The following is a 14,238-nucleotide window of genomic DNA, read 5'->3' as shown; positions in this document are numbered from 1 at the left end:
ATCAGCACATGACCAGTGCCGCGCCGGTGGAGATCTCCGGCCTGTACGAGGTTTATTCCAAGACTGCCCGGGAGAGCGGTACCGGCTATATGATCGGTGGCGGCCTGGTCCTGACGGCATATCATTGCGTGCACAAAGCTGGCGTCCCCCGCGATGTAGAGGTCAGGAAGTACGACGCTGATCCGTCGTCCCAGCCGTGGCTTACGGCAACGATCGTCTGGCCCTCCTCCGCCCCAGATTTCGAAGCCGACCCGCTCAGCGACGTCGCACTGCTGAAGATCGACGACTGGCAGGAATCGAGTTCGTCAAACAGTCTCTCGTGGTGGAAGGTGGAGGGTGGCGGCGTCGTCGAATGCACTGCGGTTGGTTTTCCTGTTTGCGAGAATCGGCCCGACAGGGTCCAGGACACGTTTCATCTGACCGGCAAGGTGCTCACACTGCATGCGATGCGGTCTGGATTGCTGACGATCCAGGTCACCAGCATGGTTCCCCGCCCTGTAAGCCCGATAGGAAGGTCCGAAGGCAACGGCAAGGTCTCCGGCTGGAAGGGAATGTCAGGGGCGGCCCTCTTTCGTCAGTCTTCCTTGTTGGGTGTGATCATCAAGGATCACCGTATCGGCCATGAGTCCGAAACGCTGCAGGCCGTTCGTTTTTCCAAATGCCTGGAGTTTCCAGGATTTCTGGAAGCACTGGACGCCGCAGGGGTGGTTCTGCGGCGTGAATTCTACACCCCGGCACCCCGGGTTGCCGATCCATCGCTGCCGCCGTGGCTCTCGAGCCTGCCCACAACTCCCTCTCCGGAATTCGTAGGGCGCAGCACCGAATTGACAGCCGCATCACGCTACGCAAGAGCCAGGCACTTGATTCCTGTAGTAGGGTCGGAAAAGGTAGGCAAGACATCGTTCATTGAGCGGCTAATGACGGACGGTGTGTTCTGTCGGACATTCCCCGAGGATCAGTATCCGGCGCTTCTCAAGGTCAACGTGGCCGGCAACGGCAGTAAATTCCCTGTTTCTCGAGCGCTGTCCAAGAAGCTCAATGCGAAACTCTTCGAGATGGCGGACTGTGAGGACGTCGAATCGACTGAATACAAAATTCAGTCCGCATTGGAGCAGATGGTCAATGTCATAGGGGACAGGAACATGGTCGCGGTTATCGATTGCGACCGGTTCGGTGAGGACGCCGACACGCTCGACCGTGACCTTGACGCGGTCCTCGCGATTCCTGCATTCGAAAAATCAGTTGTGCTGGTTTCCGGCACCACTGACCTCTGGGCCGACGGCAAGCAGCAGTTGCGCCGAGCTCCTGCGGTGAGGCTCGGTCCTCTCAGCCAGGCCGAGGCGGCTCAGCTTCTCGAGTCCGAACTCTCCAAGTACAACGTGGCTGTCGACTCTCACAAGGTGATGACCGAGGCGAACGACAACATGGCCCAACGCCCGGGCATCCTTCTGACGGGTGTGATGCGACACCTCGAGAGGTATCCCGACCTGGGGGAGCGGCTCACCGCGGACCCCGATGCCGTGGTCGTCGACCTCTGGGACGCCTGTACGCTGCCCGTCACCACTGCCTTCGAAGATGCAGGATGCCGGCTGCTGAACGACGACGGACCACCTGGCTCTCTCGCTCCCTTCATGGTGTGGTCGCTGACTGACGACCTGACCCTTCCGGAAGGTGTGCTCCAGGGGATCGGACTCAACAGTGCAACTCTGGAGCAACTGGCCGATCGTGATGTGCTGATCGAGACGTCCGACCCCTCGCGCACGAATTACCGGTTGAGCCGCTCCTCCCGTGAAGCCCTGCGCAACCTGGTGAGCCTTCCCATACTCAAGGGCAAGAAGAAGCGCAGGCCCAGAAGCGAAGAGACCCAGGCACTCGGGCGAGCCTTCGGCGACCCTGAACTCCTCGATGAGACCCTCGGACAGGCAGCTCTTGCCATGTTCGACGCAGCTTTCGTCCAGGCTGCCGACGAGGACGCACGTGAGAAACTGCTGTTCGAGGTCGAGTGTGCCGTGGGCTGGATCGGGAAAGAGGTTCCTGGTCGCCTGCCGCGGCTCGCACAGCAGCTGGGCGACCTTGCGAACTCCATCGACATCGAGGCCCTCTTCATCCCGGTGGAACCGCCCACTCGCGCGGTGGAGGTGCCGACAGTCGACCCCGGCACGGTCTCGGAGACACCGATCGAGACGCTGTACCGATCAGTCTCCGAACTGAACATGAAAATGCGTGCACCGGTCACACGGAGCGACCAGAGCCTGTTCGTGGACGCCGGCCGCCAGGCCTCCGAAGCGCTACGAAGCAGTGCACCGGAAATTCCCCCGCACATGCTCCGCTCTGTCGACAGTGCCCTTTACTTTGGTGTCCGACGGTTCCAATGTGCTGGTGAGGTACTGCAGATCCGTGAGGGTCTCGTCGGAAGCCTCGTCGAGGATGCGCGCCGGCCTGTAGTTGGCAGGGTGGGAAGAACAGCCTGGGTGATTTCCTGGATCCTCAACACCGCCGAGCTGCAATCTGACGCACAGCAGATGGAGAGGGGTGATCAGACGCTTCACCTCGCCCAGGAAATGATGGAGTTGCTCCCTGTGCCGGACACGCATCAGGGAGAGGCATCCAACCTGACTCTCCATATTCGTATCGCAAGACTGCAAGCCAGAACGGCAGACGACGAAACAAAGCGGATCAGCGCCTTGGATGAGGCCATGCGGCTCAGCAGGGCGGGGTTGGAAAGGTGTACACCAACACCGAATCTACGGCAGCTCTGGACGCGACGCTATCTCGACAACGCCTTGAACTACACACGCGAATTGCGGTCGGACGAGGCCCGAAGCGCCGTCGTCGATTCGGTGCTCGAGGCGCTGAGAGCAAGGTGCGGCCGGTCGCCGGAGTGGGACGTGGAAACCTGCCTGGTTGCTGCCAGATTCATGCGGAACGTGTACCAACGCCAGGCCGACCCTCTGTTGCGTCTCGAGGGCGCACAAGAAGTTCTGGCCCTGCTGGACACCCATATGGCCCCCCTGCACGAGCAAGTTGAGTTCCAAGGTGCCCGCCGACTGCTGGAGGTTTCCCGGGCCTTCGGGTTCAGTGCTCTTGCTTACAGGGACAACGAACAGTGGAGATCCGCGCTCGCCTCTGCGCGAAACGCTGAGCAATACGCGGAATGGGCCGTTCAACAGGCTCCCGATGCTGCCGCGTACGCAGCTTGGCTCATCTCCCTCCGGCGCCGTGAGAAGTGGGAGAGGAGAGACGCGGGCAGCGAGTCGGCCAAGCTGCCCGCCCTGCGCCGTGCTGTCCACCAGACGAAGCAGTGGTTGAAGACGCAGGAGTCGAGGAGCGTGAACCACGCGAGTCTGGCGCGCATGTGCATCGAGGCCGACTGGCAGCAGCAGGGAGGGAGTCTGAGGGCAGCAGTTGCCCAGGCGAACGGTGGAAGTCCGGCCGTGCCGATCGATCTGCTGCATCAGCTGTACGTGAAGCGTGTCAAAATGCTGGACGGTCACGAGAATCGCTACGGCCCGACGATCGACACGTTGCTTCTCCGATCCGATGTGGAGCGAGAATACCGGCGCCTGCTCTCTGTGCACGGCCCGGCCGGCAAGTTGCCGGGGCGCCCGGTTGACAACAGTGCCACGTGGGAAGCTCTCAACCGCGCGGCGGAGCTTTGGCCGCACAGTACCAAGATCCAGTTGGCGAAGGCGCGTCTCCACCGATATCTGTGGGAGTACGGGGAAGCGGCAGAGGTACTGCAATCTGCCATCCGGAGCGCTCGCAATGGAGACGAACGCCGCAGAGCGCAGATCGCCAGTGTCGAGGCGCTTCTCCAAAGGGTACGCTTCGAGAGTCTGGCGCCGCAGGTGAAAAGTTCCCTGCTGGAGCATGCCGCATCCCACCTCAGTGAACCTCTGGGCCACCGCTTCTACTCCAAGCATGTCGCGGTTCTGCGTGAGCGTCTCACCCTGGAAGAGGGGAAGTCTGTCAGCTGGAGCCTCATCGACACAGCTTTCGAAGAGATCATCGGCACCAACTACGCAACCACCATCGGTATCTATTTGCAGAGCCGGCGCCGGGAGATTGCCGGCGCATCGAACGAGACGACGTCCACGACTGCTGACGATCCGGAGACGCCTCCGCTGTCCGAACTGCTCTACGAGAATTTTACGGAGCTGGAGCTCATCGAGGGTCTTGGCCAGCTTTATCTGAGGCAGGCGGAGTTGCTTTCCGTGTCCAAGGATGTGGACGGGAGCCCCGTTTCAGTGGACATTGTGACACTCAGGGCATATGACTGTTTCGATGCGTGCCGCATGCTTCAAGAGGCATTCTTCGAGGGTGAGCACGGAGTCAATCGCTTTCATCGGGCCGAGGCCGTTTACCAGGCTGCGCAACTGGCGGCAACGGTTAACCCGTTCCCGTGGCTCCCGGAGAACAAGCCCAGCTGGCTCAAGCTGGCCGTCGACCTATACCAGTCGGCAACCGGACGTTCCGTCGGAGGCTTCCACGAGTTGTGTGTACGGAGACTCAAGGCGGCAGATCGCCTGCTGCGGCAACTCGTGGCAGGGAGATGACCTCGATGCGGCATGGGGAACTTCCCTGACGGGAAGCCGGCCCGGTGCGGCTCGGGGGCTCCGGTCCGGCCCCCTCCGACTCGCGGACGGCCACGCCCGGGTGGCGTGGCCGTCCGTCACCGCGGCGGTCGCCGCCGCATCGTCACCAGTCGGTGTTGAACGTCAGCGGGCCCTCCTCGTCCTCGCGAACGCCGAGGTCCAGAGGTGAACCGACGATCACCCCGCAGTGATCATGATGCTGACCGGCAGGAGTCCGTCACTCCCGGCCCGCACCAGCCCCGCGACCTGCAGAATCAGGATGAAACGATCTCAATGAGCGGGAGTCGACCAAGCATCCGTACTCCCTGCCACGGACAGCCGCTTTCACAAGGCGCGTTGGCCGCAAGTAGGCGTCCCAGCCCGCGAGGCGGGCAAGGTCAGGACCGCGCGGTCCGGAACGCGAGATACCGGCTGAAGGCTTCGTGGCTGTCGGGGGTGAAGCGCCACTCCAGCAGGGCCGACCGCAGTTCCGGCTCGGTCAGCCAGCCATGCCAGGCGACCTCATCGGGATCGGCGGCCACGGCGTCCGGCACCACAGCTTCGTGCACGCCGAGCCAGTGAGGGCTCAAGCCGCTGCGGTTGAGGAACGTGAACAGCAGGCGCGGCAGCACACGAATGCCCAACTCTTCGGCCAGCTCCCGCGCGGCGGCCTGTTCATAGGACTCGCCGACATTTGCGGCGCCACCGACCTCCACCTCATAGAGTCCGGGGAAGCGCGATACCTGCTCCGACCGTCGGTGGACGAGGATCCGTCCACGCCCATCACGACACACCGTCACGGCGACCCGGTGCAGCCAACCCTCCCGGATGGCCTCCTGACGGGTGACCACCCCCAGCATGCGATCTTGACCGTCGACACGCTCCACCAGCTCATCCACGACGCACACCCTGGCAGAGTCCACCGACAACGCCGTTTCTCGGCGACTCGCGGAGGCCGGCCCCAAAGGCACCTGCACCAGGAGGCTGCACTCGGATGACGACAGTTGTCCTGCAAATACGACATCTATCGTGCTCGGGCTCAGGTGTCTCCCAGGTGGCTCGCACCACTATTGCAAGCAAATGCTTGCAATAGTTAGCGTCGATGCGGCAGCATCGAGGCATGGCATCACTGAACGTCGGCAACCTCGGCGAGTTCCTGCGCGAGCAGCGGCGCAGTGCGCAGCTCTCGCTGCGGCAGCTGGCCGATGCCGCCGGGGTGTCCAATCCCTACCTGAGCCAGATCGAGCGCGGGCTGCGCAAGCCGAGCGCCGAAATTCTGCAGCAGCTGGCGAAGGCCCTGCGGATATCCGCGGAGACCCTGTACGTACAGGCGGGGATCCTCGACGAGCGGGGCCGGGAGGAGGCGGAGGTACGCAGCGTGATACTCGCCGACCCCTCGATCAACGAGCGGCAGAAGCAGGTGCTGCTCCAGATCTACGAGTCGTTCCGCAAGGAGAACGGGCTCGCGACCGCCTCGGACGACAAGAACGGCACCCCCGCCGCCGACGCCGACGTCGCCTCACCCTCGAACTGAATCCGGGAGGACCCTCAGATGGCCATCACCGACGACGTGCGCAAGACCCTCACCGACCCGACTCCGCTCTACTTCGTGGCGGGCACGGCGGACCTCGCCGCCCAGAAGCTCAAGGAGGTGCCGTCGCTCGTCGAGAAGATCGTCGCCGAGGCCCCCGAGCGCTTCAACGCGGTGCGCAACACCGACCCCAAGGTGGTCCAGGACCGGGTCACCCAGCAGGCGAAGGAGGCGCAGAGCAAGCTCAACGAGATGTGGGGCTCGCTCGACACCGACCTCAAGCGGCTTCGGGACTCGGCACAGGACCTCGCCCTGCAGGGTGTGGGCCGGGCCGCCGAGTTCGCCGTCAAGGCGCGGGAGCGGTACGACGAGGTCGCCGAGCACGGCCAGGAGGTCGTGAAGACCTGGCGTGGCGAGGCCGCCGACGAGGTGGTCGACATCGCCTCGGCGATCGAGCCCAAGGACGACAAGAGCCAGCCGAAGGCCGCGACGCAGTCGATGGCCGTGGACTCGTCCAAGGAGGCGCCGAAGACGGCCCCGGCCAAGCCGGCCACCCCGGCCGCCCAGCCCACTCCGGCCTCCCCGTCGGGCCAGACCGGCCAGACCGGCCAGGCGGGCCAGGCGGGCCAGGCGGGCCAGGCGGGCCAGGCCAAGAAGGCCCAGGCCCGCAAGCCCGCCACGGGCAAGAAGCCGGAGCCGAAGTCGGCCGGCTGAGGCACGAGCGTCCACAGGAGGGCCGGGTACGCGCTGCGTGCCCGGCCCTGCCAGCGGGTACGGTGGCCCGAGAAACGCTCCCATTCATATCTTCTAGGCGGTGGACGGCGTGCTGGTGCAAGGGTTCGGCGAGTTGCTGTACTGGGTCTCCTGGGGCCTGCTCCTCTTCAGCCTGTTCGCCTTCATCGACTCCGCGATCCGTCGTGAGGACGCCTACCGCGCCGCGGACAAGCAGACCAAGGCGTTCTGGCTGATCATCCTCGGCCTCGCGGCCGCGGTGAACTTCTTCATGGGGATCCTCGACTTCCTGCCGATCATCGGGCTGATCGCGACGATCGTGTACATCGTTGACGTCCGGCCCGCCCTGCGGCAGATCTCCGGCGGTGGCGGCCGCTGGAACCGCGGGCGCGGTTCCAGCTCCGACGGCCCGTACGGGCCCTTCAACCGGTAACCGGGAACGCCCGGGGAGGGCGTACGGCGCGGGCCGCGGCGCTCAGCCGCGGTCCAGCAGCAGCACCGCCAGGTCGTCGGTCAGCTCTCCGCCGTTCAGCGCCCGCACCTCCGTGACGGTCGCGTCCAGCAGCTCCTCACCGCGCAGCCCGGCCGCCATCTGACGGGCGACGATCTCGACCATCCCCTCCTGGCCGAGCCGCTGCGTCCCCGCGCCGACGCGCCCCTCGATGAGGCCGTCGGTGTACATCATCAGGCTCCACGCGCCGCCGAGCTCGATGTGGCGGCGCGGCCAGCGGGCGTTCGGCAGCAGACCGAGCGCCGGGCCGTTCTCGTCGGTCGGCAGCAGCCGGGGCGCCACGCCGGGACGGATGGCCAGCGGCGAGGGGTGCCCGGCCAGACAGATCCCGGCCCGGCGCCCGTCCGGCGCGATGTCGACCGTGCAGAGGGTGGCGAAGATCTCATCGTCGGCACGCTCGTTCTCCAGCACCTGCTGCAGCGTGCCCAGCAGCTGATCGCCGCAGAGCCCGGCGAAGGTCAGGGCGCGCCAGGCGATCCGCAGCTCCACGCCGAGGGCCGCCTCGTCGGGGCCGTGGCCGCAGACGTCGCCGATCATCGCGTGCACCGTGCCGTCCGGGGTGCGGACGGTGTCGTAGAAGTCGCCGCCGAGCAGGGCACGGCTCCGGCCGGGCCGGTAGCGGGCGGCGAAGCGCAGCCCGGAGCCGCCCAGCAGCGGGGTGGGCAGCAGCCCACGCTCCAGCCGGGCGTTCTCCTGGGCCCGCAGCCGGGACTCGCTGAGCTGGCGCTGGGCGAGGTCGGAGCGTTTGCGCTCGACGGCGTAGCGGATGGCACGGTTGAGGATCCGGCCGTCCAGCTCACCGCGGAAGAGGTAGTCCTGCGCGCCCACCCGGACCGCCTCGGCGGCGCGCTCGGCGTCGTCCTCGGCGGTGAGCACCAGAACGGCCTGCGAGGGCGCGAGCTTCAGCACCGCGCGGAGCGTGGCCAGCGGGTCCTCGCCCTCGGCGTCGGGGCCCGGCAGGGCGAGGTCGAGAAGGATGCACTGCACGCCGTCGGTGAGCAGCCGGGTCGCCTCGGTGAGGTTACGGGCCGTACGGATCCGGACCCGGTTACCCTCCGTGTCCAGCATTTCGGGCACGTTGAAGGCACCGGCCGGGTCGTCCTCGATCACCAGCAGGGTGAGCCCGGTGTCGGGCAGGGTGGCGGAACGGGCCTGTGTGGCCGGCGCCTCCCGTTGCCTCGGCACGGGTACGGACATCGCTCGATTCCTTCCCTCCCCCCGAAGGCGCGGTACCCGCCACCGACGGAGGACCGCACGGGCCCGGCACGCACACCGACCGGTCGGTGTCAAAGGTTTCACGGTTATGGGTGCCGGAGACTGCCCAGCGACTTTAGCGTTAGGCGCGGGCCCGACGGAATGACCTTCAGACAGCGACTTTCGTCATATGACCCACGTCAGGCGGCACTTGTCAGCTCACGGGAGAATTTCGGAATGACGAACATCACGCTGATTTTAGGCGATATCACCGAACAGACGGTCGACGTCGTCGTCAATGCCGCGAACTCCTCGCTGCTCGGCGGTGGCGGCGTCGACGGGGCCATCCATCGCCGGGGCGGATCCGGCATTCTGGACGAATGCCGCGCGCTGCGGGCCTCCCGCTACGGCGAAGGGCTCCCGGCCGGCCAGGCGGTCGCCACCACGGCCGGCCGGCTCTCCGCCCGCTGGGTGATCCACACGGTCGGACCGGTCTTCTCCGCGAACGAGGACCGTTCCGCCACGCTCGCCTCCTGCTACCGTGAGTCACTGCGCGTCGCCGATGAGCTCGGGGCCCGTACGGTCGCCTTCCCGGCCATCTCCACCGGCGTCTACCGCTGGCCGCTCGCGGACGCCGCCCGGATCGCCCTCGACGCCGTCCGCACGGCGGACACCTCCGTCGCCGACGTTCGCTTCGTCCTCTTCGATCAGCCCGCTCATGACGCCTTCGAGACGGCCCTGCGGAGGCTGCCGCCCGGCTGACACCAGCTCATACGGCGTACGTCCGGGCTCAGTTCCGCCCGGTCCGGGTCACGCCCGGTCCGGGCGGACGACGCCCAGGATCGGCATGGAGCCGGCGCCCGCGACGGTGATCCGGCGGCCGGGGCGCGGGGCATGGACGATCGCGCCGCCCCCCACGTACATCCCGACATGGCTGGCGTCCGGGAAGTAGATGATCAGGTCACCCGGGCGCATGTCCTTGGCGGCCACCCTCGGCAGCAGCCTCCACTGCTCCTGGGAGGTCCGCGGGATCGCGCGGCCGCCCACCGCCCACGCCCGCTGGGTCAGCCCCGAGCAGTCGAAGGTGTCCGGGCCCACGGCGCCCCACACATAGCTCTTGCCGATCTGGGCCCTCGCGAAGCCGACCGCGCGGCGGCCCGAGGAGGTGGCGTCGGCGCCGAGGCCGCGCAGTATGCCGGTGTCCAGCCACTTGTTCTGGGCGGTGCGGGCCTTCTCCTCCTCCAGCCACCGCAGCCGCTCCCGCTCCTTCTTCGCCAGCCGGGACTCCAGCCGCTGCGCACGGGCGAGCCGCGCCGTGATCTCCTTCTTCGCCGCCGCCTTCTTCGCCCGGCTCCGGTCCAGCCGCTCCCACTCCCGGGATGCGGATTTCGCGTAGCGGTCGAGCGCTGCCTGGGTCCGCTCCAGCCTGCTCATCAGCCCGTGGGTCACCTGCTGGCCCTTGCGCGCGAGGGTGACGCCGTCGAGGAAGTCGCCGGGGTCGTCGTTGAGGAGCAGCCGCGCCTCCGCCGGCATTCCGCCGCCGCGGTACTGCGCACGGGCCATCGCCCCGGCCTTCTGCCGCAGTCCGGCCATCTCCTTCCGGGCCTTGACGACGGCGCGGGCGATCTTCACGACGGCCCGCTCCTGGCGCGTCTGATTCTCCCGCGCGAGGTTGTACGCGTCGGTGGCCGATTCCGCCTTCCGGTACAGCCCTTCCACCTCCCGGCGGACCTCGTCCAGGCTCTTGCCGCCGGATCCGCCCCGCGCGGACCCCGGCGCCGGCCCCGGGTCGCCCGGCGCGGCGTACGCGGCCTCCGTCACGGCCGACATTCCCAGCGCGCATACGAGCGCGGTGGCCGCGGTGACGCTCGCGCCCCTCCCTGTCCCGTCCCGCCTCACCCGCCGTCTCCTCTCGTCAGTCGAGGCCGTACGCGCCCCGGCTCGTCCGAGGGCCAGACCTGACCTACCGCCACGTAGGGACGGATAGTGGCATGCCGTACCGCGATTCGACAGGGACACGCGCCGTTTACCCCGCACCCATCGAGATCGCGCCACCGGACGGACGTCGCACGAATTTCGGACAGCGGCCGGGTTGACCCGCCCCTGGGCTCTCAGGACTCGGCGCGCCTCCGGGGCACGGAGCCGGCAAGCCGGAGGGCCGCCGAGCCGCGGTCAGGCCGTGACCTGGCCGTGACCTGGCCACCACACTGACGGACGAGGTTCACCGTCCGTTAACTCACCCCCTTCGGCCACTTCACCTGATCTGCCTAATTTCGGCCCTACCGAGTGCGAGCCGACGCCGAGGCCCGGACCGCACCCGGAGCACGACCCTCCGTGCGCACCACCCATCTCGCGCGCCGTCCCCACCGGCGGCTCCTGGAAGGAACTCCTGAAAGTGAAGCTTCAGCGCAAGAACCGGCTTCGCGCCATCGCCGCCGGTGCCCTCGCCGTCTCCGGCGTTCTCGTCCTCACGGCGTGCGGCTCCGACAACAACTCGGACGGCGGCGGTGCCACCAAGGCCGTCGGCAACATCAAGTGCGATGGCAAGGGGCAGCTGCTGGCCTCCGGCTCGTCCGCGCAGAAGAACGCCATGGACCTGTGGATCAAGAACTACGGCGCCGCCTGCAAGGACACCAAGCTCAACTACAAGGCCACCGGCTCGGGCGCGGGCATCCAGGAGTTCCTGCAGGGCAAGACCGCCTTCGCGGGCTCCGACTCGGCGCTGAAGCCCGAAGAGGTCGCGGCCTCCAAGAAGGTCTGCAAGGGGGGCCAGGGCATCGACCTGCCGATGGTCGGCGGCCCGATCGCGATCGGCTTCAACGTCCCCGGTGTGGACAACCTGGTGCTGGACGCCGACACCCTCGCCAAGATCTTCGACTCGAAGATCACCAAGTGGAACGACCCGGCGATCAAGAAGCTCAACCCGAAGGTCAACCTTCCCAGCCTCAAGATCCAGGCGTTCCACCGCTCCGACGAGTCGGGTACCACCGACAACTTCACCAAGTACCTCAAGGCCGCCGCCCCCAAGTCGTGGCCGCACGAGCCGGGCAAGGCCTGGGAGGGCAAGGGCGGCCAGTCGGCCGACGGCTCCTCCGGTGTCTCCTCGCAGGTGAAGCAGGTCTCCGGCTCGATCTCGTACTTCGAGCTGTCCTACGCGACCGCCAACAGCATCAAGACCGTCGACCTGGACACCGGCGCCTCCGCCCCGGTCAAGGCCACCGTCGAGAACGCCTCCAAGGCGATCTCCGAGGCCAAGGTCAAGGGCACCGGCAAGGACCTGGCCCTCGACCTGGCGTACGACACCAAGGCGGAGAACGCCTACCCGGTCACCCTCGTCACCTACGAGATCGCCTGTGACAAGGGCAACAAGGCCGGCACCCTCCCCGCCACCAAGTCCTTCCTGAACTACGTGGCCAGCGAGGACGGCCAGACCTCGCTGAAGGAGCTGGGCTACGCCCCGCTGCCGACCGAGATCGCCACCAAGGTCCGCGAAAGCATCAAGAGCCTCTCCTGACCCGAGTTCGGCCGGCTCCGCCGTGGCAACAGCCGCGGCGGAGTCAGCCGCATCGTCCGGTGCACCGCCGCACCTGGAGCCTCACCCATCCGGCTCCGCAGACCGGAGAACCCATGAAAACGGACATAGAACCCACATCTTCATCCGCCGGGTCCCCACCCAAGGTCACGACCCGCTCCACAGGCCGCGCCGGTGACAAGATCTTCCTCGGCCTCTCCCGTGGTTCCGGTATCACCCTGCTGGTGATCATGGCGGCCATCGCGGCCTTCCTCTCGTACCGCGCCGCCATCGCGATCTCCAAGGACGACGCGAACTTCCTCACCGCCTTCGAGTGGAGCACCGGCACCACGCCGATGCGGTTCGGCATCGCCGTCCTCGCCTACGGCACGGTTGTCAGCTCGATCATCGCGATGATCATCGCGGTCCCGATCGCGGTCGGCATCGCGCTGTTCATCTCGCACTACGCCCCGCGCCGGCTGGCCACCCCGGTCGCGTACGTCATCGACCTGCTCGCCGCGGTCCCCAGCATCGTCTACGGCCTGTGGGGCGCGCTCTTCCTGGTCCCCCATCTGACCGGCCTGTACACCTGGCTCGACGAGTACCTGGGCTGGACCGGGATCTTCACGTACCAGGGCGGCGCCGCGCGCTCCCTGTTCACCATCGGCATCCTGCTGGCGATCATGATTCTGCCGATCGTCACCAGCGTGAGCCGCGAGGTGTTCCGACAGGTCCCGAAGATGCACGAAGAAGCCGCGCTGGCGCTCGGCGCCACCCGCTGGGAAGTGGTCCGCATGTCGGTCCTTCCCTTCGGCCGCTCCGGCATCATCAGCGCCTCGATGCTCGGCCTCGGCCGTGCGCTGGGCGAGACCATGGCGGTCGCCACCGTGCTGTCCCCCAGCTACCTGATCGACACCAGCCTGCTGGACCCGGGCGGCGGCACCTTCGCGCAGAACATCGCCAGCCACTTCAAGGAGGCCAACGACAACGGTCGTGACGCGCTGATCGCCTCCGGCCTGGTGCTGTTCGTGATCACCCTGCTGGTGAACGGCGCCGCGCGAATGATCATCGCCCGCCGCAAGGAGTACTCGGGGTCCGCAGCATGAGCAATGTGACGATCAACAAGACCGAGGCCGCCGGCCGCGCGCCTGGTCCGTCCACCCTCCAGCAGGCCCGGCTGCCCCGCTGGGCCCCGTTCGCGCTGGTCGTGGTCTCGGCCGCCGTCGGCGCGGGCATCGGCACCGCCGCCGGGCTCGGCAACTCGCTCCTGTGGGGCCTGATCGCCGCAGTGGTGTTCATCCTCGGCTCGTACGTCCTCGCGGCCGCCGTCGAGGGGCGCCGTCAGGCCAAGGACCGGCTGGCCACCAGCCTGGTCTGGGTCTGCTTCGTGGTCGCCGTCATCCCGCTGATCTCGCTGATCTGGGAGACCGTCGACCGGGGCAGGACCGTTCTCGACGGCTACTTCCTGGGCCACTCCATGGAGGGCGTGCAGACGATCCTGCCCGGCGGTGGCGTCTACCACGCGATCATCGGCACCCTGGAGCAGGTCGGCATCGCCACCCTGATCGCGGCCCCGATCGGCCTGCTGACCGCCGTCTACCTGGTGGAGTACGGGCGCGGCCGGCTCGCGAAGGCCGTGACCTTCTTCGTCGACGTGATGACGGGCATCCCCTCGATCGTCGCCGGTCTGTTCATCCTCAGCTTCTGGATCATCATCCTGGGCTTCGGCTACTCCGGCTTCGCCGGCGCCATGGCCCTGGCCATCCTGATGATGCCGGTCGTCGTCCGCTCGACCGAGGAAATGCTCAAGCTCGTCCCGGACGAGCTGCGCGAGGCGTCCCTCGCGCTCGGCGTCCCCAAGTGGCGCACCATCCTCAAGGTGGTGCTGCCCACCGCGATCGGCGGAATCACCACGGGTGTGATGCTCGCGGTCGCCCGTGTCGCCGGTGAGTCCGCGCCCATCGTGCTGCTGGTCTTCGGCGCCACCGGGATCAACAACAACCCGTTCGAAGGCGCACAGTCGTCGCTGCCCTACTACATCTACGAGCAGTGGCAGCTCGGCAACGAGGCCTCGTTCAACCGAGCCTGGGCAGCGGCACTCGTGCTCATCGCCTTCGTCATGATCCTCAACCTGGTGGCCCGCGGTATCGCCCGCTGGAAGGCCCCGAAGACCGGCCGCTGAGGC

At 67.1% G+C, this 14,238-nt stretch carries 11 protein-coding genes; 8 read left to right on the top strand and 3 right to left on the bottom strand.

The genetic code is table 11. From position 1 onward, the window contains the following. The first annotated feature begins 8 nt into the window (after nucleotides 1-8). Entirely contained in the window at nucleotides 9-4,556 is a 4,548-nt protein-coding gene (locus ABZU99_RS31190; RefSeq protein ID WP_356048228.1) for a hypothetical protein, read from the top strand. 416 nt (nucleotides 4,557-4,972) lie between these two features. Here ABZU99_RS31190 and ABZU99_RS31185 read toward each other — a convergent pair whose 3' ends face one another. Beyond that, entirely contained in the window at nucleotides 4,973-5,434 is a 462-nt protein-coding gene (locus ABZU99_RS31185) for an NUDIX domain-containing protein (RefSeq protein ID WP_355949734.1), read from the bottom strand. A 260-nt stretch (nucleotides 5,435-5,694) separates the two neighbouring features. Between ABZU99_RS31185 and ABZU99_RS31180 the strand changes: the two genes are divergently transcribed. From ABZU99_RS31180 to ABZU99_RS31170, 3 genes are all read left to right on the top strand, one after another. Continuing rightward, on the top strand, nucleotides 5,695-6,108 hold the full coding sequence (locus ABZU99_RS31180; protein WP_355949556.1) for a helix-turn-helix transcriptional regulator: 414 nt from the start codon (nucleotides 5,695-5,697) through the stop codon (nucleotides 6,106-6,108). 18 nt (nucleotides 6,109-6,126) lie between these two features. Next, nucleotides 6,127-6,819 carry a hypothetical protein gene (locus tag ABZU99_RS31175; protein WP_356048226.1) on the top strand — a complete coding sequence of 231 codons (693 nt, stop codon included), beginning with the start codon at nucleotides 6,127-6,129 and terminating at the stop codon, nucleotides 6,817-6,819. Between the two features lie 109 nt (nucleotides 6,820-6,928). Further along, nucleotides 6,929-7,270 (top strand): DUF2516 family protein, encoded by a 342-nt coding sequence (locus ABZU99_RS31170; RefSeq protein ID WP_355949732.1) that lies wholly within the window; start codon nucleotides 6,929-6,931, stop codon nucleotides 7,268-7,270. Between the two features lie 42 nt (nucleotides 7,271-7,312). Here ABZU99_RS31170 and ABZU99_RS31165 read toward each other — a convergent pair whose 3' ends face one another. Then, nucleotides 7,313-8,545 (bottom strand): fused response regulator/phosphatase, encoded by a 1,233-nt coding sequence (locus ABZU99_RS31165; RefSeq protein WP_355949552.1) that lies wholly within the window; start codon nucleotides 8,543-8,545, stop codon nucleotides 7,313-7,315. A gap of 234 nt (nucleotides 8,546-8,779) precedes the next feature. Between ABZU99_RS31165 and ABZU99_RS31160 the strand changes: the two genes are divergently transcribed. Continuing rightward, nucleotides 8,780-9,304 (top strand): O-acetyl-ADP-ribose deacetylase, encoded by a 525-nt coding sequence (locus ABZU99_RS31160; RefSeq protein WP_355949549.1) that lies wholly within the window; start codon nucleotides 8,780-8,782, stop codon nucleotides 9,302-9,304. A 48-nt stretch (nucleotides 9,305-9,352) separates the two neighbouring features. On the opposite strand, the gene ABZU99_RS31155 is transcribed toward ABZU99_RS31160, so the two are convergent. Continuing rightward, nucleotides 9,353-10,441 carry a C40 family peptidase gene (locus ABZU99_RS31155; protein ID WP_356048224.1) on the bottom strand — a complete coding sequence of 363 codons (1,089 nt, stop codon included), beginning with the start codon at nucleotides 10,439-10,441 and terminating at the stop codon, nucleotides 9,353-9,355. Between the two features lie 496 nt (nucleotides 10,442-10,937). On the opposite strand from ABZU99_RS31155, the gene pstS reads away from it, so the two are divergent. The 3 genes from pstS (at nucleotide 10,938) to pstA (ending at nucleotide 14,235) form a co-directional block, all read left to right on the top strand. Next, a complete protein-coding gene (gene pstS, locus ABZU99_RS31150) occupies nucleotides 10,938-12,056 on the top strand; it encodes a phosphate ABC transporter substrate-binding protein PstS (protein WP_355949543.1) in 1,119 nt (372 codons plus the stop codon). Nucleotides 12,057-12,169: 113 nt separating this feature from the next. Continuing rightward, a complete protein-coding gene (gene pstC / locus ABZU99_RS31145) occupies nucleotides 12,170-13,159 on the top strand; it encodes a phosphate ABC transporter permease subunit PstC (protein WP_355949540.1) in 990 nt (329 codons plus the stop codon). Continuing rightward, nucleotides 13,156-14,235, top strand: coding sequence for a phosphate ABC transporter permease PstA (gene pstA, locus ABZU99_RS31140; RefSeq protein ID WP_355949538.1), 1,080 nt, complete (start codon nucleotides 13,156-13,158; stop codon nucleotides 14,233-14,235). Before pstC ends, pstA begins: the two co-directional genes overlap by 4 nt. The last annotated feature ends 3 nt before the right edge of the window (nucleotides 14,236-14,238 follow it).

The organism is Streptomyces sp. NPDC005266 (assembly GCF_040607655.1).
Taxonomy (GTDB): Bacteria; Actinomycetota; Actinomycetes; order Streptomycetales; family Streptomycetaceae; genus Streptomyces.
Note: the sequence above shows the minus strand (reverse complement) of the source record. Positions and strands in the feature narration are given on the sequence as shown.